At 61.7% G+C, this 25908-nt stretch carries 20 protein-coding genes; 12 read left to right on the top strand and 8 right to left on the bottom strand.

Annotated features, from left to right (window positions below):
* Nucleotides 1-7: 7 nt before the first annotated feature.
* Entirely contained in the window at nucleotides 8-571 is a 564-nt protein-coding gene (locus tag AB5Y80_RS16715) for a hypothetical protein (RefSeq protein ID WP_010674879.1), read from the bottom strand.
* Nucleotides 572-874: 303 nt separating this feature from the next.
* On the opposite strand from AB5Y80_RS16715, the gene AB5Y80_RS16710 reads away from it, so the two are divergent.
* The 4 genes from AB5Y80_RS16710 (at nucleotide 875) to ybcJ (ending at nucleotide 3908) form a co-directional block, all read left to right on the top strand.
* Nucleotides 875-1225: a phasin family protein gene (locus tag AB5Y80_RS16710; RefSeq protein WP_039040883.1), complete on the top strand. Its 351-nt coding sequence runs from the start codon at nucleotides 875-877 to the stop codon at nucleotides 1223-1225.
* A 95-nt stretch (nucleotides 1226-1320) separates the two neighbouring features.
* Nucleotides 1321-3108, top strand: coding sequence for a class I poly(R)-hydroxyalkanoic acid synthase (locus AB5Y80_RS16705; RefSeq protein ID WP_368173223.1), 1788 nt, complete (start codon nucleotides 1321-1323; stop codon nucleotides 3106-3108).
* Nucleotides 3105-3509: a MaoC family dehydratase gene (locus AB5Y80_RS16700; RefSeq protein WP_104452975.1), complete on the top strand. Its 405-nt coding sequence runs from the start codon at nucleotides 3105-3107 to the stop codon at nucleotides 3507-3509. Before AB5Y80_RS16705 ends, AB5Y80_RS16700 begins: the two co-directional genes overlap by 4 nt.
* A gap of 165 nt (nucleotides 3510-3674) precedes the next feature.
* Entirely contained in the window at nucleotides 3675-3908 is a 234-nt protein-coding gene (gene ybcJ, locus AB5Y80_RS16695; protein ID WP_010674882.1) for a ribosome-associated protein YbcJ, read from the top strand.
* A gap of 274 nt (nucleotides 3909-4182) precedes the next feature.
* On the opposite strand, the gene AB5Y80_RS16690 is transcribed toward ybcJ, so the two are convergent.
* Nucleotides 4183-4656: a DUF4442 domain-containing protein gene (locus AB5Y80_RS16690; protein ID WP_323880730.1), complete on the bottom strand. Its 474-nt coding sequence runs from the start codon at nucleotides 4654-4656 to the stop codon at nucleotides 4183-4185.
* A gap of 427 nt (nucleotides 4657-5083) precedes the next feature.
* On the opposite strand from AB5Y80_RS16690, the gene AB5Y80_RS16685 reads away from it, so the two are divergent.
* Nucleotides 5084-6265 carry a hypothetical protein gene (locus AB5Y80_RS16685; RefSeq protein ID WP_042863940.1) on the top strand — a complete coding sequence of 394 codons (1182 nt, stop codon included), beginning with the start codon at nucleotides 5084-5086 and terminating at the stop codon, nucleotides 6263-6265.
* A 54-nt stretch (nucleotides 6266-6319) separates the two neighbouring features.
* On the opposite strand, the gene AB5Y80_RS16680 is transcribed toward AB5Y80_RS16685, so the two are convergent.
* From AB5Y80_RS16680 to AB5Y80_RS16670, 3 genes are all read right to left on the bottom strand, one after another.
* Complete coding sequence (locus AB5Y80_RS16680; protein WP_368173222.1) at nucleotides 6320-8071, bottom strand: ABC transporter transmembrane domain-containing protein; 1752 nt, start codon at nucleotides 8069-8071, stop codon at nucleotides 6320-6322.
* Nucleotides 8072-8180: 109 nt separating this feature from the next.
* Nucleotides 8181-9917 (bottom strand): ABC transporter transmembrane domain-containing protein, encoded by a 1737-nt coding sequence (locus AB5Y80_RS16675; RefSeq protein WP_041215080.1) that lies wholly within the window; start codon nucleotides 9915-9917, stop codon nucleotides 8181-8183.
* Between the two features lie 138 nt (nucleotides 9918-10055).
* Nucleotides 10056-12854 carry a response regulator gene (locus tag AB5Y80_RS16670; RefSeq protein ID WP_042879779.1) on the bottom strand — a complete coding sequence of 933 codons (2799 nt, stop codon included), beginning with the start codon at nucleotides 12852-12854 and terminating at the stop codon, nucleotides 10056-10058.
* Nucleotides 12855-13007: 153 nt separating this feature from the next.
* Here AB5Y80_RS16670 and trxC point away from each other — a divergent pair, with 153 nt between their 5' ends.
* The 3 genes from trxC (at nucleotide 13008) to AB5Y80_RS16655 (ending at nucleotide 15759) form a co-directional block, all read left to right on the top strand.
* Nucleotides 13008-13448 (top strand): thioredoxin TrxC, encoded by a 441-nt coding sequence (trxC, locus tag AB5Y80_RS16665; protein WP_041215078.1) that lies wholly within the window; start codon nucleotides 13008-13010, stop codon nucleotides 13446-13448.
* Between the two features lie 154 nt (nucleotides 13449-13602).
* Nucleotides 13603-14991, top strand: a complete 1389-nt coding sequence (locus AB5Y80_RS16660) for a DASS family sodium-coupled anion symporter (protein ID WP_103254905.1) — start codon at nucleotides 13603-13605, stop codon at nucleotides 14989-14991.
* Between the two features lie 201 nt (nucleotides 14992-15192).
* Nucleotides 15193-15759 (top strand): cytochrome b/b6 domain-containing protein, encoded by a 567-nt coding sequence (locus tag AB5Y80_RS16655; protein WP_368173221.1) that lies wholly within the window; start codon nucleotides 15193-15195, stop codon nucleotides 15757-15759.
* A gap of 64 nt (nucleotides 15760-15823) precedes the next feature.
* On the opposite strand, the gene AB5Y80_RS16650 is transcribed toward AB5Y80_RS16655, so the two are convergent.
* Nucleotides 15824-18298, bottom strand: a complete 2475-nt coding sequence (locus AB5Y80_RS16650) for a glycogen/starch/alpha-glucan phosphorylase (protein WP_039040874.1) — start codon at nucleotides 18296-18298, stop codon at nucleotides 15824-15826.
* A 393-nt stretch (nucleotides 18299-18691) separates the two neighbouring features.
* Nucleotides 18692-18889 (bottom strand): DUF4250 domain-containing protein, encoded by a 198-nt coding sequence (locus tag AB5Y80_RS16645; RefSeq protein WP_005323525.1) that lies wholly within the window; start codon nucleotides 18887-18889, stop codon nucleotides 18692-18694.
* Between the two features lie 234 nt (nucleotides 18890-19123).
* Here AB5Y80_RS16645 and AB5Y80_RS16640 point away from each other — a divergent pair, with 234 nt between their 5' ends.
* Entirely contained in the window at nucleotides 19124-19603 is a 480-nt protein-coding gene (locus AB5Y80_RS16640; RefSeq protein ID WP_042016553.1) for a cell division inhibitor, read from the top strand.
* 376 nt (nucleotides 19604-19979) lie between these two features.
* Here AB5Y80_RS16640 and AB5Y80_RS16635 read toward each other — a convergent pair whose 3' ends face one another.
* Nucleotides 19980-21503 carry a fumarate hydratase gene (locus AB5Y80_RS16635; protein WP_039040872.1) on the bottom strand — a complete coding sequence of 508 codons (1524 nt, stop codon included), beginning with the start codon at nucleotides 21501-21503 and terminating at the stop codon, nucleotides 19980-19982.
* A 210-nt stretch (nucleotides 21504-21713) separates the two neighbouring features.
* Here AB5Y80_RS16635 and pabB point away from each other — a divergent pair, with 210 nt between their 5' ends.
* From pabB to AB5Y80_RS16620, 3 genes are all read left to right on the top strand, one after another.
* A complete protein-coding gene (pabB, locus tag AB5Y80_RS16630) occupies nucleotides 21714-23084 on the top strand; it encodes an aminodeoxychorismate synthase component I (RefSeq protein ID WP_368173220.1) in 1371 nt (456 codons plus the stop codon).
* Nucleotides 23085-23127: 43 nt separating this feature from the next.
* On the top strand, nucleotides 23128-23694 hold the full coding sequence (locus AB5Y80_RS16625; protein WP_368173226.1) for a CoA pyrophosphatase: 567 nt from the start codon (nucleotides 23128-23130) through the stop codon (nucleotides 23692-23694).
* A 215-nt stretch (nucleotides 23695-23909) separates the two neighbouring features.
* Nucleotides 23910-25208, top strand: coding sequence for a serine/threonine transporter (locus AB5Y80_RS16620; protein WP_368173219.1), 1299 nt, complete (start codon nucleotides 23910-23912; stop codon nucleotides 25206-25208).
* Nucleotides 25209-25908 lie beyond the last annotated feature (700 nt).

The raw sequence follows: 25908 nt of genomic DNA, 5'->3' as shown, positions 1-25908 counted from the left end.
TTGGTCCCTAGAAGGATTTCTTGAAGTTGATCAGGGGCAGAATGGGGAAGATGCCGTTCTCGGCGTAGTTGGCCAGGCCAATCTGCAAGCCGTCCAGGTGCTTGGTGGCATTGACGAACCCCAGCTGGAAGGTGGTGCGTTCGGCATAGTTGACGAAGCCGACGTTGGCCAGGGCATTGCCCTGGGCGATGTTGACCGCCCCCCAGTTGAGCCCCTTCACATTGTTGGTCAGGTTGACGAAGCCCAGATTGAGGCCGGTATCCTGCCCTTCATGCCAGTTGACGGCGTTGATGGCGACCCCACCAAACTGGTGGCGCACCCGGCTCGCGCCAAAGAACACACCAAGCTGCAGGCCGGTGAACTGATCCACATCGGAGAGGGCGAACACCGGCAGATCGATCCCCTTCACCTGGCCGGTGCGGCCGTAGAGGAAGGAAGCCCGTGCTCCTTCCACCTGATTGGACGAGGGCAGGTTGACACCGGGTAGGGAGATCTGGACCGGCGTGCTGGCCTGGGCGACACCGGCGAGGGTCAGGGCACCACAGCCGAGCAGCAGGGCGAACGGTTTCATCGGGGATTCCTTGTGAAGAGGGTGTGGCTCAAGGGTACCAGCGCAGGCCCCGGGGGACGAGACCCCGACCCCTGCCCTGCGTCACCTCTCGTCTGAATCCGGGGATGGCTCTCTCGGTGGATTGGAAAATTCAAACAGAAACTAACATTTATGTCATTTACACCAAAGGTGGATTGGTTGCAGAATGCTCAAACGTGTGTTTGAACAGAGCAAACAACACGTAACACTGGGATGACGTGCTGTACCCGCAAGAAGGGTCGATTGACCCGCAAAAACAGTGTTCTGCCGAACCGGAGACCCATGATGAATATGGACGTGATCAAGAGCTTTACCGAGCAGATGCAAGGCTTTGCCGCCCCCCTCACCCGCTACAACCAGCTGCTGGCCAGCAACATCGAACAGCTGACCCGGTTGCAACTGGCGTCCGCCAATGCCTACGCCGAACTGGGGCTCAACCAGTTGCAGGCCGTCGGCAAGGTGCAGGATGCCCAGAGCCTGGCGGCCCTCGGCACCGTGCAGCTGGAGAGCGCCAGCCAGCTCTCCCGCCAGATGCTGGATGACATCCAGAAGCTCAGCGCCCTCGGCCAGCAGTTCAAGGAAGAGCTGGATGCCCTGACCGCAGATGGCATCAAGAAGAGCACGGGCAAGGCCTGATAACCCCTGGCTGCCCGTCTTGCGGGCAGCCACATCTCCCCACGACTCGACAGAACGGGCAAGTGCCCGCCCCGGGTGTGGGTGAAGGAGAACACATGAGCCAATCATCTTACGGCCCGCTGTTCGAGGCCCTGGCCCACTACAACGACAAGCTGCTGGCCATGGCCAGAGCCCAGACAAAGCGCACCGCCCAGGCCCTGCTGCAGACCAGTCTGGACGATCTGGGCCAGGTGCTGGAGCAGGGCAGCCAGCAGCCCTGGCAGCTGATCCAGTCCCAGATGAACTGGTGGCAAGATCAGCTCAAGCTGATGCAGCACACCCTGCTCAAGAGTGCAGGCCAGCCGAGCGAGCCGGTGATCACCCCGGATCGCAGCGATCGCCGCTTCAAGGCCGAGGCCTGGAGCGAGCAACCCCTCTATGACTACCTCAAGCAATCCTATCTGCTGACCGCAAGACACCTGCTGGCGGCGGTGGATACCCTGGAGGGCGTGCCCGAGAAGAGCCGGGAGCGACTGCGCTTTTTCACCCGCCAGTACGTCAACGCCATGGCTCCCAGCAACTTCCTGGCCACCAACCCGGAGCTGCTCAAGCTCACCCTGGAGTCCGACGGCCAGAATCTGGTGCGCGGCCTTGCGCTCCTGGCCGAAGATCTGGAGCGCAGCGCCGATCACCTCAACATCCGCCTGACCGACGAGTCCGCCTTCGAGCTCGGCCGGGATCTGGCGACCACCCCGGGCCGGGTAGTGCTGCGCACCGAGCTCTTTGAGCTCATCCAGTACAGCCCGACCACGGCGACGGTGGGCAAGACCCCGGTGCTGGTCGTGCCCCCCTTCATCAACAAGTACTACATCATGGACATGCGCCCCCAGAACTCCCTGGTGGCCTGGCTGGTCGCCCAGGGGCAGACGGTCTTCATGATCTCCTGGCGCAACCCGGGGGTGGCACAGGGGCAGGTCGATCTCGACGACTACGTGGTGGACGGGGTCATCGCCGCCCTGGACGCCGTGGAGGCGGCCACCGGCGAGCGAGAGGTGCACGGCATCGGCTACTGCATCGGTGGCACTGCATTGTCACTCGCCATGGGCTGGCTGGCGGCGCGGCGCCAGAAGCAGCGGGTACGCAGCGCCACCCTGTTCACCACCCTGCTGGACTTCTCCCAGCCCGGTGAGCTTGGCATCTTCATCCACGAGCCCATCATCGCGGCACTGGAGGCGCAGAACGAGGCCAGGGGCATCATGGACGGGCGCCAGCTGGCGGTCTCCTTCAGTCTGCTGCGGGAGAACAGCCTCTACTGGAACTACTACATCGACAGCTACCTCAAGGGCCAGAGCCCGGTGGCGTTCGATCTGCTGCACTGGAACAGCGACAGCACCAACGTGGCGGGCAAGACCCACAACAGCCTGCTGCGCCGACTCTACCTGGAAAACCAGCTGGTGAAGGGGGAACTTCGGATCCGCCACACCCGCATCGATCTCGCCAAGGTGAAGACCCCGGTGCTGCTGGTGTCCGCCGTGGACGATCATATCGCCCTCTGGCAGGGAACCTGGCAGGGCATGGCGCTGTTCGGGGGCGAACGGCGCTTCATTCTGGCCGAATCCGGGCACATCGCCGGCATCATCAATCCGCCGGATGCCAATAAATACGGCTTCTGGCAGAGCGAGGCCGAGGCGGACAGCCCGGCGCAGTGGCTGGCGGGGGCGACCCACCAGAGCGGCTCCTGGTGGCCCGAGATGATGCGCTTTATCAAAGACCGTGACGAGGCAGAGCCCGTCCCCGCCCGGCAGCCTGCCGAGGGGCTGGAGGCGGCCCCCGGCAACTACGTCAAGGTACGGCTTAATCCGGTGTTTGCCGGCGTCAGGAAGCAAGAAGAGGAACCCGCATGAGTACACAACCCCTTGCCGTGGGCCAGAAAGCCAGCCTGACCAAGCGCTTCGGCCCGGCCGAGGTGGCGGCCTTCGCCGGCCTCTCGGAGGATTTCAATCCCCTGCACCTGGACCCGGACTTCGCCGCCACGACGGTGTTCGAGCGCCCCATCGTCCACGGCATGCTGCTGGCGAGCCTCTTCTCCGGGCTCCTCGGGCAGCAACTGCCAGGCAAGGGGAGCATCTACCTGGGCCAGAGCCTCGGCTTCAAACTGCCGGTGTTCGTGGGGGACGAGGTGACGGCGGAGGTGGAGGTGATTGCCCTTCGAAGCGACAAGCCCATCGCCACCCTGGCCACCCGCATCTTCACCCAGGGCGGCGCCCTCGCCGTGACGGGGGAAGCGGTGGTGAAACTCCCTTGAGCGCCAGTGGCCCCCAGAGACACAACCAGCCCGGTCGGGCTGGTTTTTTTGCCTGTGTTCGCCCCTTTTTCGGGGCAATTCGGCCCGGGCCCTTTCCCTGCCCCGCCTAACTGCCTAGAATGAGCCCCCGCTGTTTCAGCCATTCATCCAGCTAGAGGATTTCCCATGGAGACGTTTCTGCTCGAAGGTCACCCCTTCGTTGCCTTGTGTGACCTGATCAAGCATCAGGGTTGGGCCGATTGTGGCGGTGCCGCCAAGGCGCTGGTCGCCGAGGGCCTGGTGGAAGTGGACGGTCAGGTCGAGACCCGCAAACGCTGCAAGATAGTCGCCGAGCAGGTGGTCAACTTCAACGGCATGAAGGTAGTCGTGAAAGAAGGCGTCAGCCCCGAGATCCTCTGATCCTGACGCCCTGCCACGCCAGCGCTTCCCAGCACAGTGGCCGAGCGGATGGTCAACTTCAACGGCATGAAGCATGAAGGCCGTGGTGAAGGAAGGGAGCAGTCCCGAGATCCTCTGATCCTGACGCCCTGCCACGCAAGTGCTACCCAGCACAGTGGCCAAGCGGATGGTCAACTTCAACGGCATGAAGCATGAAGGCCGTGGTGAAGGAAGGGATCAGTCCCGAGATCCTCTGATCCCGGCTTGAACAAGGGCGCCAAGCGCCCTCTGGCCTTCAGCTCGCCTTGATGGAGAGGGTCAGCACGAAGCGGGCCATGGCCTCGTCGCCGTTGCGCGACGGGCAGGTGGCCACCACCTGGATGGGGCGGTTGATGCGCTGACCGCTCGCCAGGGACTCGTCGATCATGACGTCGATAAGCTCCCCCGCCGCGCAATCAAACTGCACGTCCCCCTCCGGGCGCTTCAAAAACTCCCCCTGCACATCCTTGAAGGCGAAATGCACCTTCTTGCGCCGCGCCCGCCCCTTCTCCATGACCAGGAGCCCTCCCACCAGATCGGCACCGGTGGCGAGCGCCCCGAAATACATGCTGCCCAGGTGGTTGCGGGTGCGCCAGCCCAGCGGAATGCGGATGCGCAGCGCCCTGGCGTCCATCTGCTCGATGACGGGGGCACAAAAACCAATGACGGGAATGTAGCGCCAGGCGAACAGACGCAGGGCGAGGTTGGCTTTGAGGCGTTGCAGGTCCATTGCAAACTGATCCGATGAGTGAATGTGACGCAAATGTTGCCAGCCTGCTTCCCGATAGACAAGCCTCCCGTGCCATCCCTGTGAGCGGGCCCCCAAAGGGTATTTGCAAAATTCATGCAATGGCAGGTTCTATTTGCCTGGCAAATGATAAAACCGGCCTTTCCTGACCCCGGGTTGCCCCTCTCTTTCCCTTTTTCCGATTTTTTTCAAGGTCCCGCCCCGGATGACGGGACCATGACAGCCATATCCGAATGAAACACAACAAGAAATACTCCCCGTCAGGGGGCTAGCCCAGGATCCCGCCCCCGCCACTGGGATTAGTCGCAGTAACCAAACCCCCACTCCCTCGCTAGGCTGTTGCTGGCCCGGAAGTAGCCACTCGGCACCGGGTCAACCCGTCTACCAATCTCACCATAAGGATAGAGAGATGAGTCACGTGCAACAGTTGTTCAACGGGGGCGAGAGCGCCGGTACTTTCCAGCTCAACTTCAACAACAACCGTGCCTACGAGCTGTTTGGCCGGGAGTACCTCAAGTGCTATGCCAACCTCAGCGCCAAGGGGAAGATGAGCAAGCCCCTGCCCACCGGGCCGCTGAGCTACACCGTCGACTTCGCCATGGATTGCGGCTGCAGTTCGGTGCTGTTTGACTTCAACCTCGCCTACAAGAAGACCTTCGGCAACCAGTTGCAGGCCCCCCTGTGGCGCGAGTCCGACTACGAGGCCGAGCTGGTGCTCTGCCAGCTGGTGCGCGAGGCACCGGCCAACCGCCTGAGCAACCATGATCAGTTCGCCGAGGCCGAGGCCTTCTTCAACGACGTCAATCTGCCCGACACCGTCCGGGCGGTGGGCACTGATCCCTATGCCGACAAGGACGGCCTGGTGGAGTTCATCGTGGCCAACGAGCTGCTGGACGATCCCGCCGTCATGGCCAAGCTGGCGGAGCAGAAGGCCTACCTCATCGCCATCACCTCCGTGGTCACCGCCTACATCAACCGTTACGCCGAAGCCTATGGCGAGCAGTACAAGACGGACGCGGATCTCTGGGCCAGGGCCCTCTCCAAGATCCCCCTGATGGGGCCGAGCAAGATCGATCAGCAGAGCTACAGCCGCCACATCAAGGGGCTCAGCATCGCCACCGACTTCATCAACTTCATCATGGACGTGGTGGTGAGCCAGGGCACCACGGCGCTGGCCAGCTTCAACAAGTTCCTGCAAAAGCAGGGGGATGCCATCCGCTTCGGGGTGGAGAACAACAAGGACTTCTACAAGACCATCACGGTGGGGGTCACGGTGGAAGTGTTCAAGGTGGGCAACGAACTGGTCTATGTGCCGAAGATCAAGCAGTACCGCGTCAACTTCGACCGCCAGAACAGCAAGTTCACCTCCGCCTGTGCCAGCGCCGAGTTCGTCGACATCTACTTCAACTACCTCTATGCCGCCAACGTGTTCGACTACGAGGCCCTCAAGGACCCCGAGATCAAGCGCGACTTCGACAACTTCATCCAGAAGCAGCGCAAGGCACAAATTGAAGAAGCGGATACCTTCTTCAACGATGACTTCCCGCCCCTGGAGCCCAAGCTGGTCAGCCGCAGCAAGGCCACGGTGTAACCCCGCCAGTCAAAAAAACAGCCGGCAGATGCCGGCTGTTTTTTTAGGTGGGCCTCAGGCCCGTTTCTCTTCAAGCCAGGCCCCCTGGCTCTGCATCTCGAACAGCTGGGCATAATGCCCCCCCAGCGCCATCAGCTCGCCGTGGGTGCCGCGCTCGCTCACCCACCCGCGGGAGAGCAGCAGGATTTCATCGGCATCCACAATGGTGGAGAGACGGTGGGCGATGGCGATGGTGGTGCGGCCACGGCGCGCCGCCGAGAGCGCCTGGGAGAGGGCGAGCTCGGTCTGGGAGTCCACGCTCGCGGTCGCCTCGTCCAGGATGAGGATGCGCGGATCCCCCACCAGGGCACGAGCAAAGGAGAGCAGCTGGCGCTGGCCGGCGGAGAGGTTCTTGCCCCTCTCCTCCATCAGGGTGGCCAGGCCATCGGGCAGGCGGCGCACGAAATCGGCCAGCTGCACCTCCTCCAGGGCCTGCCAGAGCCGGCCATCCTCGATGCCGTCACGCCCAAGGCGCAGGTTCTCGGCCAGGGTGCCGACGAAGATGAAAGGATCCTGCTGCACCAGGCCGATGCTGCGGCGCACCGCCGAGAGGGCCAGGCCGTTCATGGGGTGATCATCGAAGTGGATGCTCCCCCGATCCAGGGGGTAGAAGCCCATCAGCAGGCTGATGATGGTGGACTTGCCGCTGCCGGTGTGGCCCACCAGCGCCAGCATCTGGCCCGGCCGGGTGGCAAAGCTCACATCTTGCAGTACCTGCTGCTCCCCGTCGTAGGAGAAGCCCACCCCGTCGAAGCGTACCCGTCCCTCCAGGGGGCGCACCGCCCCGTCGGTGCTCTCGCGGGTTTCATCGAGCAGGGCGAACACCCGCTCCCCCGCCACCATGGCCTGCTGCAACTGGTTGAGCTGGTTGGTCATCTCGATGAGGGGCTCGATCATCCGCCCCAGATAGCTGATGAAGGCGTAAAGCACCCCCACCTGGATGGCCCCCGCCGTGCTCAGCCCCTCGTGGGCAAACAGGGCCAGCAGACCGATGAGCACCATCATGTAGAAGAGATCGATGAGGGGGCGCAGCAGTATGCCGTTGATCTTGAGGCTCTTGATCCTGGCCTGCCAGTGCTGCTGGTTCACCTCGGCAAAGGCGTTGGCGAAGTGGCGCTCCTGCACCATGGCCTGGATCACCGGCATCCCCTGCAGGGACTCGTTGAGCCGGCTGTTGATGTCGGAGAGCAGGCTGCGGGTCGCCCGCACCACGGGCACGCTCAGTTTCTGGTAGAGCCACATCACGGCCCCCACCGCCGGCAGCAGGGTGGCGCACACCAGCATCAGGCGCAGATCCAGCAGCGCCATGGAGATGAGGATGCCGCACAGCAGCACCACTTTTTGCACCAGCAGCCCTATCACCTGGACGTAGAGGTTCATGATCGCCTCTGTGTCGTTGGTGATGCGGGAGATGAGGGAACCCGAGCGATGCTTGTCGAAATAGCGGGCCGGCAGCCGGATGGCGGTGGCGAACACCTGCTCGCGCAGACGCTGCACCACCGCCTGGGCGATGCGGTTGAAGCGCAGGGATTGCAGATAGAAGCCGGCCGCCGACAACACCTGCAACCCCAGATAACCGGCGGCAAGGGCGGCGATGATGCCCCACTCCAGCCGGCGCGGCGCCAGGTAGTCATCGATGAAGAGCTTGATGAGCAAGGGACCCGCCACCTCGGCGCCGGTGGCGAGCAGCAGGCAGATGCCCGCCTGCACCAGCCAGCGGGGGTAGCTGGCGCAGTAGGCGAGCAGCCGTTTGATGGTTGGATTCACAGACTTGCCTCCAGCGCAACGTTCCACGGGAATTGACTCTTTTTGCTCCCCTCTCCGCTCGCGGGAGCCGGGCGGGGGGTGAAGGAAACCAGGGGTCTTGTCATCCTGTTCACAGGCTCTCCTCCACGTCCTGCTCCAGGCGCTGGTAGCGGACCATGTCCGCGTACCAGCCGTTCCTGGCCATCAGGGCCTCGTGACGGCCCCGCTCGCTGATCGCTCCCTGCTCAAGCACCAGGATCTCGTCCGCCTGCTCCACCGCCGTCATGCGGTGGCTCACCAGCACCAGGGTGCGCTTGTGGACCTTGAGGGCCAGCAGGATCTGCTGCTCGGTGTGGGCATCCACCGCCGAGAGGGCGTCATCCAGCACCAGGATAGGGGCATCCAGCAGCAGGGCGCGGGCGATGGCCAGACGCTGCTTCTGACCGCCGGAGAGGGTCACCCCTTTCTCTCCCACCTCGGTTTCATACCCTTTGGGGAAGCGACTGATGTCGTCGTGCACGCAGGCGATGCGCGCCACCCGCTCAATCTCCTCCCGGCTCGCCTCGGGGCGGCCCAGGGCGATGTTGGCCGCGATGGTGGTGGAGAACAGAAACGGCTCCTGGGGCACATAGGCAAACTGGCTGCGCAGCTCACCCAGCGACAGTTGCGAGATGGGCACCTCCCCCATGCGGATCTCCCCGGCCGTGGGGTTGGCCAGGCGCATCAGCAGCTTGAGCAGGGAGCTCTTGCCTGCCCCGGTGCGTCCCACTATCCCCAGCATGGCGCCAGCCTGCAGGGTGACATCCACCCCCTGCAACAGGGTGCGCTGCTCCAGCCGGTAGCCCAGCCCCTGCACCCGCAGGGGAAAGGCCGAGGCCAGCGCCACGGGATGGGCCGGCTCCTCGATGTCGCTGCGCTCCCCCAGCAGGCTTTCGATGCGCGAGTAGGCGGCGCTGCCCCGCTCGATGATGTTGAACAGCCAGGCGATGGCGAACATGGGCCAGATGAGCTGGCCGAGGTACATGGTGAAGCTGGTGAGCTCCCCCAGGGTCAGCTTGTCTTGCAGCACCAGGGCGCTGCCCCCTGCGACCGCCAGAAAATAGGAGCAGCCGATGCACAGGTAAATCACGGGGTCGAACTTGGCGTCGATGCGGGCCACCGCCATGTTGCGCTCCCCCGCCTGACGGGTCAGCTCGGCAAAGCCCTCGTCCTCCAGGGATTCGACCGCGTAGGATTTGAGCACCCGCACCCCGGAGAGGGCCTCCTGGGTCTTGTTGTTGAGGCGGGAGAAGGCCCCCTGCGCCGCCTTGAACTCCTTGTAGATCTGGGTCCCGAAGCGGTTCATGAAGAAGGCCATCACCGGCAGGGGCAGCAGGGAGAGCAGGGTCAGCTGCCAGGAGTACTGGCTGCACATGATGGAGAGCACCAGGATGCCGACGATGAAGGAGTCCACCAGGGTCAGCACCCCTTCCCCTGCGGTCATCTCCACCGCCTGGATGTCGTTGGTGGCGTGGGCCATCAGATCACCGGTGCGGTGGCGCTGGTAGAAATCCGGGCTCATGCGGGTGAAGTGGCTGAACAGCCGGTTGCGCAGCACGTAGGCGAGCCGGTAGGAGGCGCCGAACAGCATGACCCGCCACACGTAGCGCAGCAGGTAGATAAGCAGTCCCAGGCCAAAAAGCCCCGCCAGATAGCCGGTCAGGGTGCCGCTGTCCAGGTCACCCTTGGCGATGCCATCCACCACCCAGCCCACCACCTTGGGGGGGATCACGGTCAACAGGGCCACCAGCATCAGCAGGGAGATGGCCACCAGATAACGCCGCCACTGATCCTTGAAAAACCAGCCAAGCCGCAAAAATACGCTCACAGAGAAGTCCTTGGTCGCGGCGCGCTGCCGCGTGATCGTGAAGAGAAGCTCAATACAATCGCCCCCTGACGGGGGCGAACGAGTGGGCATCATAGCCTGAAGCTGGTGACTTGAGAACGATTGCTATCTTGCCCTCCCTCAGAGCCGCTTGTCGGGGGGCGAGAACGGGAAGGCGACCGACTCCTGCTGCTCTCCGGTGAGCAGGAAGTGGGAGACCTCCTCCCGGGTCTGGGTAAAGACCTGCTGCAACTGGTTGAGCTCCCCCTCGCTCAGCTCCTCCTGCAGCCGCAGCCGCCACTCCAGCTCCCCGGCCAGCAGTTGCAGGCGGGAAGCGGAGATGTTGGCCGACACCCCCTTCAGGGTATGCAGCAACCGGCACGCCACTTCGGGCTGCTGGCGACGCAGGGCGGTGCGGATGTCCCACAGATCGTCCTTGTGCTCGGAGAGGAACAGCTTGAAGAGGATCTGCAGCGCCTCCCTGTCATGCTCCAGCCGGCGCAGGGCATCCTCCAGATCCAGCACGCCCATGAGGGCCGGCGGCTTGACCTCGATGGGCACCTTGGGCTCCCCGCCGCTGCTCTTCACCCATTGCAGCAGGTTGTTGTAGAGATCGAGCTTGCTCACCGGCTTGGTGACATAGCCATTCATGCCGACGCCAAGGCAGCGCTCCCTGTCCCCCGGCATGGCGCTGGCGGTGAGGGCGATGATGGGCACATCGTGCTTGTCCACCATCTTGCGGATCTGGCGGGTGGCATCCAGCCCGTCCAGCACCGGCATCTGCAGATCCATCAGGATGACGTCAAACGGCTGCTCCGCCACCTGCTCCACCGCCTCGCGGCCGTTGTCCACCACGGTGACCTTGGCCTCCACCCGGCGCAGGTACTCCAGAATGAGCTGCTGGTTGACCCGGTTGTCCTCGGCCAGCAGCACCCGGGTACCGCGCAGCAGCTCCCGGAACTGCTGCTGATCCCCCTGGGCCTCCGCCTGGCGGACCTTGCTGTCATGGGAGCTGCCGTTGAGCAGTTCATCCACCTTGGCCAGCAAGGCGTTTTCGGTCATGGGTTTGGCCAGGAAATGGGTCAGTCCCATGCTCTCCATCCGCCCGTGCAGCCCCTCCCTGGACCAGGCGCTGGTCATCAGGACAGGCAGGCGCCGCCACTGGCTGTGCTGGTACATCTCGAGGGCCAAGTCCAGGCCATCCTCCTGACCCATGCGCCAGTCGAGGATGGCGAGGCGGAGGTGATGCCCCTCTTCCCGCAGCACCTGACGGGCGCGGGAGAGGCTGTTGACCGTGATGACGGACGCCCCCGCCCGCCCCAGGATGTCCTTGGCCAGCTCCAGCACCAGCTCGTTGTCATCCATCATCAGGATCAGGGGCTGGTGATCGAAGAAGACCCGGCGCCCCGAGACCCCGTACACCGCCTGGGAGATGGGGATCTCGAACAGGAAGGTGGATCCCACCCCGGGCTTGCTCTGCACGGTGATCTCCCCGCCCATCAGCCCCACCAGGCGCTGGGAGATGTTGAGGCCAAGCCCGGAGCCGCCATATTTGCGGGTATTGCCCGCCTCCAGCTGGGTAAAGGGCTGGAACAGCTGGGCCTGTTTCTCTGGGGCGATGCCGATGCCGGTATCCCGCACGCTGAAACAGACCCGCATGGGATGCTGGCTGGTGAGCGTAATGGCCACCTCCACCTCGCCCCGCTCGGTGAACTTGATGGCATTGTTCACCAGGTTGACCAGCACCTGACCGAGGCGCAGCGGATCCCCGCGCAGAAAGTCGGGCACGGCGGGAGACTTGTTGATGATGACCTCGATGTGCTTGCGCTCCGCCAGATCCGCGAACATGGCGGCGAGGGAGTCGAGCTGCTCGCTGAGATCGAAGTCGATCTCCTCCAGGGTCAGTTTGCCGGACTCCACCTTGGTGAGATCCAGAATGTCGTTGATGAGCAGCAGCAAGGTATCAGACGAGGATTTGATCTTGTTGAGATAGTCCCGCTGCTGGGGATCCAGACTGGTTTGCAGTGCCAGGGCGCTGAAGCCGATGATGGCATTCATGGGGGTGCGGATCTCGTGGCTCATGTTGGCCAGGAAGTCGCTCTTGGCCTGGGCCAGCAGCGCGGCATGGCGAGAGAGCTCGCTCAGCTTCTGGTTGCGACGCCACAGGGTCGCGGCCACCAGCGAGAAGCAGAGCAGCGCCCCCCCCAGCACCATCAGGTAGAAGCGGCTCTTGAGGGAGGAGGCCCGCTCCAGCTTGCTCTGCTTCCAGGCGGGCAGCGAGCTCAGCCCCTTCATCTCCACCACCTGATTGCGCAGGCGATGGTACTCCATCACCTGCTGATTGAACTCCTGGCCCAGCCGAACGAGGGCCGCGACCCTCGGCTGCTCGCCATAGCGGTCGAGCAGGTGCTGCTGGAGTTGCAGCAGTTGCCGCTGCTCGTTCTGATCCCAGCTGCGTCTGAGGTAGTGGTGCAGGCGCATGAGTTCGGTCAGGTCGCGGTACTGCGCCTCACCGACCGGCAGGGTGCCTTGCAACGCCTTGAGCTGGCCCTGGAAGCGGGGAGCCAGATACTCGATGGTCATCTCCATGGTGTAGAGCCTGGCGAGATCCAGCAGATAACCGTCGATGTCCCGCTGCAACGCTTGGGAGCCGGGGTCGTCCACCGACTCCGGATCCTCGTGCACCAGCCTGACGAACCTGTCCAGGTGACTGGAAAGCAGGCTTAGGCGCTGCTGTACGCTGCCATCGCTGGCCTTCTCGCGCCCCAGCAGATAGACGGTATCGGTATTGACCCGATTAAGCACCATCTCAGCCGCCACGCTCAAATCGAAGGCACGCTGCTGCTGGCTGAGCAACTGCCAGCAATAGGCAGAAAAGCCCACCAGCGATACGATGATAAGGCCAAAGACAACACGATTGGCCCGTGCAACACTCTTCATCCCGTCTCGATTCTCATGTCATGGTCGGCCATCCGGTGACATCAGGTCACGGCCGGAGGCCAACTGTGAAAAACCACTGAGTGCTATGTTACCGTTAGTCGGCGCTCTGATTGCAATAAAGATGTTGCCGGGCCATGAAATAAGGAAGCAATTATGTCACTTGTCACCACCTATTGTAGCCAATGCTTTACCCGCAACCGCCTGCCTGTCGAAAAAGCAGACTCAAACGCGAAGTGCGGCCGCTGCCGTCACCCCCTCTTCGAACAAACCCCGGTGGCGGGGCGTCAGGCCAGCTTCGATGCTCTGATCCAGTCCGACATCCCGGTGGTGGTGGACTTTTGGGCAAGCTGGTGTGGCCCCTGCCTGCAGTTTGCCCCCGTCTTTCAGGAGGTCGCCCGGGAGCTTGAGCCCCGCCTTCGCTTCGTGAAACTCGATACCGAGCAGGAGGCCGCCATCGCAGGTCGCTATGGCATCCGCAGCATCCCGACCCTGATGGTCTTCCAGCGGGGGGAGATCCTGGCACAGCGCAGCGGCTCTCTGCCCAAGAGCCTGTTCAAGGAGTGGCTGCTCTCCTTCACCTCCCCTGTCAAATGAAAACAAAATGTTTCATTTATGTTTGATTGAAGATCCGTTTTCACTTGACTCTGTGAGTCGCCACATGATTTGACCATATCCCCCTGTTTCAAACAGGGGGATAAATGTAACCTCGGCATCACAACAACAACCATAAATTAACCGAGAGAACGTTATGCACACATCGGCTGTACCTACGACTCCCCCCTCACGCTGGCTGGACATCAAGTCCGGGATCGTCATCCTGGATCTGCTCCTGCTCTGCGCCATGCTGGCATGGCTCCCGTTTGACCCCATGGTCAACAAGGGGCTGGCCATCCTGATCTTCATCGCCATCCTCTGGCTGACCGAGGCGGTGAACATCACCATCACTGCCATCTCCATCCCGGTGCTCGCCACCCTGCTCGGGGTGTTCGACATGAGCAAGTCGCTGACCGACTTTGCCAACCCCGTCCTGTTCCTCTTCTTTGGCGGCTTTGCCCTCGCGGCAGCCCTCTCCAAGCAGGGACTCGACACCCAGATCGCCGGCAAGGTGATGCAGCTCGCCAAGGGACACCTGGGCTGGGCTTCCATCGTGCTCTTCACCATCACGGCCGCCCTCTCCATGTGGATCAGCAACACCGCCACCGCGGCCATGATGATGCCGCTGGCCCTCGGCATGCTAAAGGGGCTGGACGTTCACAAGGAGCGCCGCACCCTGGTCTTCGTGCTGCTTGGCGTCGCCTATAGCGCCAGCATCGGTGGCATCGGCACCCTGGTGGGCAGCCCCCCCAATGCCATCGCCGCCGCCCAGATGGGCTTGGGCTTCACCGACTGGCTGGAGTTCGGCATCCCCGTGGTGATCATCTTCATGCCGGTGGGCATCGGCCTGCTCTACTGGGTGACCCGTCCCAATCTCTCCCACCAGGTGAGCACCGAGCAGGTCACCATCGAATGGACAGGTCAGCGCAAAGTGACCCTGACCATCTTCCTGACCACGGTGCTGCTGTGGATTGGATCCCAGCCTCTTGCCAAGGCGCTGGGCGGCATTCCCCAGTTCGATACCCTGATCGCCATGGGCGCCATCCTGGCCATCGCCGTCAGCCGGGTCGCCAGCTGGGATGACATCAACCAGAACACCGACTGGGGCGTGCTGCTGCTGTTCGGGGGTGGTCTCACCTTGAGCGCCATCCTCAAGCAGACCGGGGCCAACGCCTTCCTGGCGGAGCACCTCTCCAGCGGCCTCTCCTCCATGCCCATCTTCGTGATCCTGCTCTGCCTGGCCGCCTTCGTGGTGTTCCTGACCGAGCTGGTCTCCAACACCGCCACCGCCGCGCTGCTGGTGCCGCTGTTCGCCGGGGTGGCCGAGGCACTGGGAGTCTCCCCCATCGTGGTCTCCGTCCTGATCGCCGTCGGCGCCTCCTGTGCCTTCATGCTGCCGGTGGCCACGCCCCCCAACGCCATCGTCTTCGCCAGCGGCCATATCCAGCAGCGGGAGATGATGCGGGCCGGCCTGGTACTGAACCTGGTGTTCACCGTCATCCTGACCATGCTGGCCTATTTCATGGGGGATATCCTCCACTGAGGTTCGCCCCCTAATGCCCCTCCAAGCCCCGCATCGCCGGGGCTTTTTCTCGCCCCGACACCACCGCACTCCCTACCCGTGACATCACCGCGACATTAACTCGCACTTAAGAAATCGCCTCCATGATGCTGACAACGGCCATCACGCAGCCATGGCTGACGATGGCGATGATCATGGACATCACGACAAGGGGATCACCTCATGGGAAAGACGATGCAGAACAACCGTGAAATCAAGGTATGGGATCCGGTGGTCAGGGGATTTCACTGGGCCACTGTGCTGTTGTGCGTGCTGAATCTCTTCATCCTTGAAGAGGGGGCGCGCAACCACCGCTATGCGGGATATGCGCTGGCCGGACTGCTGGTACTGCGCATCGTATGGGGTTTCATCGGCTCCTATCATGCCCGCTTCGCCCAGTGGCTGCCGACACCGGTCGGCGTCATCACCTATCTCAAGGAGACGATCAAGGGGCGCCACCCCTACTACGCCGGTCACAATCCTTTGGGGTCCTTGATGATACTGCTGCTGTTGACCTGCCTTGTCGGCACCGCCGCCAGCGGGATCATGACCGAATACGGGCCTCTCTCCGGCACCCATCCCATGGAAGAGATCCACGAGTTCTTTGCCAAGGGGTTGCAGGTGGCCATCTTCGTCCATGTACTGGCCGTCATCGCCCTGGATCGTCTGGTACGGGGCGATCTCGTCAGGGCGATGATCACCGGCAAGAAACGGGTGCCGGCGGACACCCGGGTGGTCGACAGGCCCTGAGCCTCCCTCAGCCCGACAGATAAAAAAAAACCCCGCATCGCGGGGTTTTTCACAGGAGCAGACATCAGCCGACGCTGCAGCTCGTCAGTTTCCAGATCCGGTCTACGTAATCCTGGATGGAGCGGTCGGAGTTGAACTTGCCCATGGTGGCCGAGTTGATGATGGCTTTCTTCGCCCACAGGGCCGGATCCCGGTACCAGGCGTCGATCAGCTTGTGCGCCTCGGAGTAGGACTCGAAATCGGCCAGAGTCAGGTAAGGGTCTCCCCCTTCCAGCAGGGAACGCTTGATGGAGGAGAGCTCCCCAGGGCGACCCGGCGTGAAGTAGTCGGTATCAAACCAGTCCAGCACGGCTTTCAGTTCGGAGTTGGCGTAGTAGAAGTCATACGGGTTGTAGCCGCGCGCCTTCAGGGACTTCACCTCGTCCACGTTCAGACCGAAGATGGCGCAGTTCTCGGCACCCGCCTCTTCGGCGATCTCGATGTTGGCTCCATCCAGCGTCCCGATGGTGATGGCACCGTTCAGCGCCATCTTCATGTTGCCGGTACCGGATGCTTCGTAACCTGCGGTGGAGATCTGCTCGGAGACATCCGCCGCCGGGATCAGCTTCTCGGCAAGGCTCACGCGGTAGTTCGGCATGAACACCACTTTCAGCTTGCCCTGGATACGGGCGTCGTTGTTGACCCGCTCCGCCAGCTTGTTGATGGCGTAGATGATGTCCTTGGCCAGCTTGTAGCCGGGCGCCGCCTTGGAGCCGAAGATGAACACCCGCGGATGCATGTCATAGTCCGGGTTCGCCAGCAGGCGACGGTAGAGCGCCATGATGTGGATGAGGTTCAGCTGTTGACGCTTGTACTCGTGCAGACGCTTGATCTGGACGTCGAAGATCGCCTCCGCGCTCACGTCGATGCCGGTTTCCGCCTTGATGACCTTGACCAGCTTCTCCTTGTTGTGACGCTTGATGGTCATGAACTGCTGCTGGAACGCCTTGTCGTCGGCAAACTTCACCACGCTGCGCAGCTTGTCCAGTTGCAGCGGCCACTCCTTGCCCACTACCTCGTTGTAGAGTTCGGCCAGTTCCGGGTTGCAGGCCAGCAGCCAGCGACGGGGAGTCACGCCGTTGGTGACGTTGCACATCTTCTCGGGCCACAGCTCGGCATACTCGGGGAAGAGATCTTCCTTCACCAGCTTGGAGTGGATCTCGGCCACGCCGTTCACCTTGGAGGAGCCGATGACGCACAGGTTGCCCATGCGCACCTTGCGCACGTCACCCTCTTCGATGATGGAGAGCTTGGCCTTGATGGCATCGTTGCCCGGCCACTTGGGCTCCACCAGCTCGTTCAGGAAACGGGCGTTGATTTCGTAAATGATCTCGAGGTGACGGGGCAGTACCTTCTCGAACAGGCTGACGGACCACTTCTCCAGCGCTTCCGGCAGCAGGGTGTGGTTGGTGTAGGAGAAGACCTGATAGCAGATGCCCCAGGCGGTATCCCAGTTCAGCCCCTCTTCGTCCACCAGCACGCGCATCAGCTCGGGGATGGCCACGGTGGGGTGGGTATCGTTGAGCTGGATGGCGATTTGCGCGGCAAAGTTGCTGAAGTCACTGCCATGCACCCGCTTGTAGCGACGCATGATGTCCTTGATGGAGCAGGCGCAGAAGAAGTACTGCTGGATCAGGCGCAGCTCCTTGCCGGCGTCGGTCTCATCGTTCGGGTAGAGCACCTTGGAGATGGTCTCGGCCTGGGCCTTCTCGGCCTGGGAGTCGATATAACCACCGGCGTTGAACACGTCCCAGTCGAAGAACTCGGAGGCGCGGGATTCCCACAGACGCAGGATGTTGACGGTGTGACCACCGAAGCCGACCACCGGAATGTCCCAGGGCACCCCTTTGATCTTGCGACCGGCGTGCCACACCTTCTTCAGGCCACCCTTGTCACCAAAGACGGTCTCCACGTAGCCGTAGAGCGGGATCTCCTGCACCGATTCCGGGCGGCAGATCTCCCAGGGGTTGCCATATTCGCGCCAGGAGTCCGGACGCTCGATCTGGCGACCATCCTGGATCTCCTGACGGAACAGGCCGTGCTCGTAGTGAATGCCATAGCCCACCGCCGGGTAGTTCAGGGTGGCCAGGGAGTCGATGAAGCAGGCAGCCAGACGACCCAGGCCGCCGTTGCCAAGGGCCATGTCAGGCTCTTGTTCGCACAGATCGGTCAGTTCCAGACCGAGTTCACCCAGCGCCTCTTCACAGACTTTGTAGAGGGAGAGGTTGTGCAGGTTGTTGGAGGTCAAACGTCCCATCAAAAATTCAGCAGAGAGATAGTGAATCGCACGAGTATCTTTCTTGAAGTGAGTCTGCTGAGTACGGGTCAGGCGCTCGTACACCTGTTCATTGACGGCGGCAGCGGTCGCTTTCCACCAGGCATCCGGAGAGGCTTTCTGTTCGCTTGTACCCAAGGTAGAACGCAGGTGACGCACGATACTCGCCTTGAGCTGATCTTTATCCAGTTGGAGATCCTGGTCTGTCTTCTTCTTGGTAGCCATAAACCATTTTCCTTCGTTACAAATAAAAAATGTCATCCCATCGGGGGGACCGGCGCTGTTGTTATCTCAGAATATGCTCCGGCGGGGGCATACTAGCTAAAGCCAAGGGTTTAAAAGTTAACGTGAGTCACACTTTAACGCATAAAAATGACAGTTTCACCATGAAAACCCTTTCCTTGAGCCAGTCTGAATGAAATATAAATTTCGTTTTAAATCATGATGATACATGAAAACAAAAAAGATAGTTTCATGAATAGGTTTTCAATGATTGCCTGTGACTGAAAATACGTGAAAATAACCGCCGACTAGGGAGAAATTGAAAGCGTTTTCAATTCACACCTCCTCGTCAGGTAATAAAAAGGATGCCCCAATCGGAGCACCCTTTGATTTCAATTAACCATGCGCCTTGAACTGATTGCTCATGGGGTCGTAGTGATACCCGATCTGTTGCAGACGGGTAGCCAGCTGATCTTCTGTCATGTCGTAGTAAGCCAGCAGCTCTTCCAGACCATCACACTCCAACCGCAGCTTCTCGTTGATGATTCCGAGCAGAATGTTCGCATCCAGTCGTTGCAAGGTACTGACGTCCATCTCGCTCCCTCCTCTCCCTATACAGGACTGTATAACCATGAGCGCCGACCCGAAGTTTGTCTACAGGTTAAAAAACACCCTGTATAAGGAAGATATAAATATCCTTTTTAATCATTCAGTTAAAATCATCCCCTGTTAATCGGCTCACATTTTTAGCCACAAATGACTTGTCACTCCTTGCGAACAGAACTACTGTATACGCATACAGCATGGTTATTCATACAGGAACGACATATGAGCCAGCCCCTGAGTCTTTGCCCCCCTTCCTCCTCTGCCGGTCTGATCACCACCTGGCCCACTCGCCATCAGAGCAAGATGGGACAAGAGCAGCGGCGCGGCCCTCTCCATCAGGAAGCGCCGCTGCTGGATGCCCTGGGGCAACTGAGTCAGTCCGACAGTGGCTGGATCCTGCTCGTCGCCCCGCCAGGCCTGCCCGCCGCCGTGCAATTGCAGGCCAGAGGAATCAATCCTGCCAGGGTGCTTGTCGTGCACGCCCCCAAGATCAAGAATTGGCAGCGCCTGCTGGAGCAGAGCCTGATCAATGGTCACTGCGCCGCCGTGCTGACCTGGCTGCCCGAACAGGTCGCCCTGGACCGGATCACATTGAGCACCCTGGCCCAGCGTGCCGGTGTCCTGACCCGCTTCTTCGAGCCCTCAACCCCTCTGGGTGGGGCACTGAGCTACGGCGGCCAGGATGTCTACCTGAACCACTGATCGCCCCTTCGGCGTGACAGCCAATGCGCCGGCATTGCCCACCGGGTTATCCAGGCTTCCGACCCGGGATGTCATGGCGACAAAGACAAAGCAGCACAGCAGCACAGCAGCACAGCAGCACAGCAGCACAGCAGCACAGCAGCACAGCAGCACAGCAGCACAGCAGCACAGCAGCACAGCAGCACAGCAGCACAGCAGCACAGCAGCACAGCAGCACAGCAGCACAGCAGCACAGCAGCACAGCAGCACAGCAGCAGTAAATTTGCTCAGGCCCAGACCGTCAAATGGACCCGCAAAAAAGGCGACCCGAGGGTCGCCTTTCAACATGCTGCTGTACGGGGCTAATCGCTCTGCGTTTGCACCGAAGCCCGATTGATCAAGCCAGCTTGGTCTCCAGCTCGGCAATCTTGGCGGACCAGTAGGCCGGGCCGGTCTCGTGGATGTTGTTGCCCTGGGAGTCGACCGCCACGGTGACCGGCATGTCTTCCACCTCGAACTCGTAGATGGCCTCCATCCCCAGATCGGCAAAGGCCACCACGCGCGCCTTCTTGATGGCTTTCGCCACCAGATAGGCGGCGCCGCCCACCGCCATCAGGTAGACAGCCTGGTGCTGCTTGATGCTCTCGACCGTCTTGGGGCCGCGCTCGGACTTGCCGATCATGCCGATGAGGCCGGTTTCTCCCAGCATCATGTCGGTGAATTTGTCCATCCGGGTGGACGTGGTGGGGCCAGCCGGGCCGACCACCTCGTCACGTACCGCATCGACCGGGCCCACGTAATAGATGAAGCGGTTGGTGAAATCGACCCCTTCGGGCAGTCCTTCACCCTTTTTCAGCATGTCGGCGATGCGCTTGTGGGCGGCGTCGCGGCCGGTCAGGATCTTGCCGGAGAGCAGCACGGTATCGCCGCTCTTCCAGCTGGCAAGCTCTGCCTTGGTGATGCCATCCACGTTGACCCGGCGCACATTGCCACCGGACTCACGGGTGATCTCCGGCCAGTCTTCCAGCCTGGGGGGTGTCAGCTCCGCCGGGCCGGAGCCATCGAGTTCGAAATGCACGTGACGGGTGGCGGCGCAGTTGGGGATCATCACCACGGGCTTGGAGGCGGCGTGGGTCGGTGCGGATTTCACCTTCACATCCAGCACCGTGGTCAGGCCGCCCAGCCCCTGGGCACCGATCCCGAGCTTGTTGACCTTGTCATAGAGCTCGACCCTCAGCTTCTCTTCGGTGGTCTCGGGACCACGGGCAATCAGCTCCTGGATGTCGATGTGCTCCATCAGGGCTTCCTTGGCGAGCACCGCCGCCTTCTCGGCGGTGCCGCCGATGCCGATGCCGAGCATGCCGGGCGGGCACCAGCCAGCCCCCATGGTCGGCACCGTCTTGAGCACCCACTCCACGATATCGTCGGAGGGGTTGAGCATCACCATCTTCGATTTGTTTTCGGAGCCGCCGCCCTTGGCCGCGATACTCACTTCCACCTTGTCGCCGGGGATCATGTCGATGTGCACGACAGCGGGGGCATTGTCTTTGGTGTTCTTGCGGCTGCCGGCCGGATCCGCCAGCACGGAGGCGCGCAGCGGGTTGTCCGGATTGGTGTAGGCACGGCGGGTGCCCTCATCCACCATCTCCTGGACCGTCATGTCGCTGTCCCACTGTACCTGCATGCCGATCTTGACGAAGCAGGTGACGATACCGGTGTCCTGACAGAGCGGGCGATGACCTTCGGCAGACATGCGGGAGTTGATCAGGATCTGGGCCAGGGCATCCTTGGCGGCCGGGTTGATCTCGCGGTCATAGGCGGCCTTGGCGGCCTGCACGAAATCGAGGGGGTGGTAGAAGGAGATGTACTGCAGGGCGTCAGCAATGGAATCGATAAAGTCCTGTTTTCTAATGATGCTCATATCATCCTCACTGGTCCTTGTTATCGCTTGCGCGAGCAAGGGCTTCCATATGAGCCGGGCCTTCGGCAGGTGGCAAATGCACCTGGAGCCGGCAGACTGCGGCGTGTTTTTATAACGGTGTTTTTCTTAAAAATGCCGGCGGCCATGATACGCTTGACCACCCGAACCGGCTAGGGAGCCGGGCGCAAACTGTTGCCTATGTAACAAAAAATGAAACCAAGACTGCATATCCACCATTTCGACCCGCAGGCCTCGCTCCACACCTGGTTTGCCTGCCTGCAACACCAACCCTGGGCCATCCTGCTGGAATCCGCCGGCCCCCTGGGGGCTGACAACGGTTTTGACATCATCAGCGCCGATCCGCTTGCCACCCTGGAAACCCGGGGTACCAGCACCTGCCTCACCCAGGATAACCACCAGCACCATCATGACGGCGATCCCCTCGCCCTGCTCGCCAGGACCCAGCGAGCCCTGCTCGGGGAGCTCGTTGAGGATGACTCGGGATTGCCGTTTATCGGGGGAGCCCTGGGACTCTTTGGCTACGATCTGGGCCGACGATTCGAGCGTCTGCCCGCAGTGGCGCAGCAGGACATCCAGGTGCCCGACATGGCGGTCGGGATCTACGACTGGGCGCTGCTGCGAAATGTCGCGACGGGACACTGGCAACTGGCCCACTGGGGTGATGAAGCCGGCCTCGCCCGCAGGCTCGACTGGCTGATGGCGCAGCGCGAACGAACCACCCTCCCCCTTCACCTGACCGGCCCCTGGCAGAGCAACATGACGCGGGCCGAATACGGCGACAAGTTTGCCCGTATCCAGGCCTATCTGGCGGCGGGGGATTGTTACCAGATCAACCTGACCCAGCGCTTCAGCGCCCCTTATCAGGGGGATGAATGGTCCGCCTATCTCGCCCTGAGCGCCGCCAACAAGGCGCCGTTCTCCGCCTTTATCCGCCTGCCGCAAAGCGCCATTCTGAGCCTCTCCCCGGAGCGTTTCCTGCTGCTCGACAAGCGCCATATTGAGACCAAGCCCATCAAGGGCACCCGGCCTCGCCACCCGGATCCCGCCCAGGATGCCAGGGTGGCCGAGTCGCTCGCCAGCGCCGACAAGGACAGATCGGAGAACCTGATGATCGTCGATCTGCTGCGCAACGACATCGGCCGGGTGAGCCGGCCGGGATCGGTCACTGTGCCGCATCTCTTTGCCGTGGAATCCTTCCCGGCGGTGCATCATCTGGTCTCCACCATTCACGGAGAACTGGATGCGCGCTGGCAAGCAGTGGATCTGCTGCGGGCCTGCTTCCCCGGCGGCTCCATCACAGGGGCTCCCAAGATCCGGGCGATGGAGATCATCGAGGAGCTGGAGCCGGTGCGGCGCAATGCCTACTGCGGCAGCATCGGTTATCTGAGTCAGCACGGAAGGATGGATACCAGCATCTGCATCCGTACCCTGATCGCCGAAGCCGGTCAGCTGCACTGCTGGGCGGGGGGCGGCATCATCGCAGACTCCGATCCCGACGCCGAATATCAGGAGACCTACGACAAGGTGGCCCGCATCCTGCCACTGCTCGATGCCCTTTGATCCCATCCGGCCCTGCGGGGCCGACACAAGGAGACCCATGGAGATGACGAGTGCCGAGCTGCTGACCCGCTTTTTGCTGCAGCGCCCCGCCCCCGCCCATCGCCTGGCACTAGCCGGGCTCAAACCTGCCGCCGTGCTGATCCCCCTGGTGGAGCGCCCCGAGGGCCTGCACCTGCTGCTGACGCGCCGCAGCGCCGCCCTGCGCCACCACCCGGGGCAGATCAGCTTTCCCGGCGGGCGTCAGGACCCGGAAGACCGGGACCTCATTCACACCGCGCTCAGGGAAACCGAGGAGGAGCTTGGCATTCCCCCCTCCCAGATCAGGATCATCGGCAGCCTCACCCCTCTCAATACCGTCTCGCGCTACGATGTGCTGCCGGTCCTCGCCATGCTCGACCCAGGCTACGAGCTGACCCTGAGCCAGGACGAGGTGGCCCAGGCCTTCGAAGTCCCCCTCGCCCACGTGCTGGATCCGGGGCAGCACATAGCCCTGAGCCTGCCAAGGGCGGACGGACGTCACACCATCTATTGGATCCCTTGGGAGCAATCTTTCATCTGGGGGGCCACTGCCAGCATGATCCGCCAGCTTGCCCAGCACATCTCGACATAACATTTCGACAACATGATGAGGTGGGAAATTATCCAGTTAACATTCAAATAACACCGCATTTGATAAATAAATTTTGATTTTTTATTCTTTTGATCACATTTCTACAAGAAAGTACGGGTTTCAGCCGCACAAAGGTGAATTTGATCAACATTTTTGATTAAAAAGAAAGTATTCTTGCGCCGACTAATTAAAACCACACATTCGGGGTGAGACACATGTCCAATACTGTCACTGGCGCACAGGATGTTGCAGCCGCACAGGAGCAAGGAATCAGCTCGATCCAATCTCGCGGTTGGAGTAAACAAGACACCACCTGGGTGATCAGCCTGTTCGGTACCGCCGTCGGTGCAGGCATCCTGTTCCTGCCCATCAACGCCGGCATGGGTGGCTTCTGGCCGCTGGTGGTGATGGCGCTGCTGGTCGGCCCCATGACTTACCTGGCCCACCGTGGTCTGGCGCGCTTCGTGCTCTCCTCCAAGCAACCCAATGCCGACATCACCCAGGTGGTGGAAGAGCACTTCGGCGTGGGTGCCGGTAAATTGATCACCCTGCTCTACTTCTTTGCCATCTACCCCATCGTGCTGATCTACGGCGTGGGCATCACCAACACGGTGGAAAGCTTCCTAGTCAACCAATTGCAGATGACGCCGCCTCCGCGCTGGATCCTCTCCATCGTGCTCATCATGGCCATGATGTCCGTGATGCTGGCTGGCGAGAAGCTGATGTTGAAAGTGACCGAGTTCCTGGTCTATCCGCTCATCGCCATTCTGGCGGGCATCTCCCTGTACCTGATCCCGGACTGGACCGGTGCGGCCCTGAATGAAATGCCGAGCACCAAGGACTTCGCCACCACCCTGTGGCTGACCATCCCGGTGCTGGTCTTCTCCTTCAACCACAGCCCGGCCATCTCCAGCTTCGCTCTGGCCCAGCGCCGTGATCACGGTGAGCATGCTGTCGCCAAGTCCGACGCCATCCTCAAGCGCACCGCCATCATTCTGCTGGGCTTCGTGATGTTCTTCGTCTTCTCCTGCGTGATGAGTCTGACGCCGGCCCAGCTGGCAGAAGCCAAGTCCCAGAACATCGCCGTGCTCTCCTACCTGGCCAACCAGCATGCGAGCCCCATCATCTCCTACTTCGGTCCGCTGGTTGCCTTCGTGGCCATCGTCTCCTCCTTCTTCGGCCACTATCTGGGTGCCCGTGAAGGTCTGAAAGGGATGATCGTCCAGAACATGCGCAGCTCCGGCAAGGCACCGAACCACAAGAAGGTGGAGCTGTTCATCATCGCCTTCTTCATCCTGACCCTGTGGGGCGTTGCCGTGATCAACCCCTCCATCCTCGGGATGATCGAATCCCTGGGTGGCCCCATCATCGCCACCATCCTGTTCCTCATGCCCATGTACGCCATCAAGCGCGTTCCGGCCATGGCGAAATACCAGGGCCAGATCAGCAACGTCTTCGTGGCGACCATGGGCCTTATCGCCATCTCCGCCATCCTTTATCAACTGGTCGGCTAAGCCTTCCTGCGATACCGTCGGGCCAGCATCTGGCCCGGCGCCTCCCACAGCCCGGCAGATCTCCTCTGCCGGGCTGTGTTCGTTATGATCATCAGGTACTGGGCTCAGATGATCAGAGCCCCCAGCCCTCAAATCAGAGACAGCCCTTTCACCCACTCTCTTTCCCCTTGGTGACAGCTTGCCGCTCATATTCCTTCGCCCATGACACACGACCAAGACGTGCTGCGTTATCCCGTCATCTGCTGCGCGCCATCGGCCTTGCCAGGCAGAACACCAGAGCCCTTGCCCTTACCAGGAACGCCCGCTCTTCGGGGTTTAGCCCAGAGAGCCGACATCCCCACCCAATGGAGCCTTTCTTCAAGGCATTCAAGGAAAATTCCGGCCACAGGGCGCAGGCAAACCGCCGAGAGGGCCTTGACCGGGATTCTCGTGCAGCGACCGAAGAACAGATGACCCCTTCGGTCACCAGAGGGGATGCCACAAGCCGCCATGCTGACAGCATAAGCAGCCCGATATGCCCGGCCGAATGCAGCGCCTAGCACGTTGGTACAGGGAATGGCGTGTTGGCGGTGGCGAGAACACGAAGGCGGCCAACGGGCCCCTCCCGGGAAATCACACAGGGGGATCCGAGCACTGTCAATGCCATGACACGGCGAGAAGGTGCAGGGCGCCTGACGCCCGCGCAAATAAAAAGCGCCCT

It is taken from the genome of Aeromonas sp. R2-1, from assembly GCF_040908425.1.
Taxonomy (GTDB): Bacteria; Pseudomonadota; Gammaproteobacteria; order Enterobacterales; family Aeromonadaceae; genus Aeromonas; species Aeromonas caviae.
This window is presented reverse-complemented; position numbering and strand designations above follow the sequence as displayed.

Coding starts and splice junctions, on each gene's coding strand:
- AB5Y80_RS16635 (WP_039040872.1), bottom strand. CDS start 21,503: ATGAGCATCATTAGAAAACAGGACTTTATCGATTCCATTGCTGACGCC.
- AB5Y80_RS16700 (WP_104452975.1), top strand. CDS start 3,105: ATGAGTACACAACCCCTTGCCGTGGGCCAGAAAGCCAGCCTGACCAAG.
- AB5Y80_RS16650 (WP_039040874.1), bottom strand. CDS start 18,298: ATGGCTACCAAGAAGAAGACAGACCAGGATCTCCAACTGGATAAAGAT.
- AB5Y80_RS16660 (WP_103254905.1), top strand. CDS start 13,603: ATGCACACATCGGCTGTACCTACGACTCCCCCCTCACGCTGGCTGGAC.
- trxC (WP_041215078.1), top strand. CDS start 13,008: ATGTCACTTGTCACCACCTATTGTAGCCAATGCTTTACCCGCAACCGC.
- AB5Y80_RS16640 (WP_042016553.1), top strand. CDS start 19,124: ATGAGCCAGCCCCTGAGTCTTTGCCCCCCTTCCTCCTCTGCCGGTCTG.
- AB5Y80_RS16645 (WP_005323525.1), bottom strand. CDS start 18,889: ATGGACGTCAGTACCTTGCAACGACTGGATGCGAACATTCTGCTCGGA.
- AB5Y80_RS16705 (WP_368173223.1), top strand. CDS start 1,321: ATGAGCCAATCATCTTACGGCCCGCTGTTCGAGGCCCTGGCCCACTAC.
- AB5Y80_RS16715 (WP_010674879.1), bottom strand. CDS start 571: ATGAAACCGTTCGCCCTGCTGCTCGGCTGTGGTGCCCTGACCCTCGCC.
- AB5Y80_RS16655 (WP_368173221.1), top strand. CDS start 15,193: ATGGGAAAGACGATGCAGAACAACCGTGAAATCAAGGTATGGGATCCG.
- ybcJ (WP_010674882.1), top strand. CDS start 3,675: ATGGAGACGTTTCTGCTCGAAGGTCACCCCTTCGTTGCCTTGTGTGAC.
- AB5Y80_RS16625 (WP_368173226.1), top strand. CDS start 23,128: ATGACGAGTGCCGAGCTGCTGACCCGCTTTTTGCTGCAGCGCCCCGCC.
- AB5Y80_RS16685 (WP_042863940.1), top strand. CDS start 5,084: ATGAGTCACGTGCAACAGTTGTTCAACGGGGGCGAGAGCGCCGGTACT.
- AB5Y80_RS16710 (WP_039040883.1), top strand. CDS start 875: ATGAATATGGACGTGATCAAGAGCTTTACCGAGCAGATGCAAGGCTTT.
- AB5Y80_RS16670 (WP_042879779.1), bottom strand. CDS start 12,854: ATGAAGAGTGTTGCACGGGCCAATCGTGTTGTCTTTGGCCTTATCATC.
- pabB (WP_368173220.1), top strand. CDS start 21,714: ATGAAACCAAGACTGCATATCCACCATTTCGACCCGCAGGCCTCGCTC.
- AB5Y80_RS16690 (WP_323880730.1), bottom strand. CDS start 4,656: ATGGACCTGCAACGCCTCAAAGCCAACCTCGCCCTGCGTCTGTTCGCC.
- AB5Y80_RS16620 (WP_368173219.1), top strand. CDS start 23,910: ATGTCCAATACTGTCACTGGCGCACAGGATGTTGCAGCCGCACAGGAG.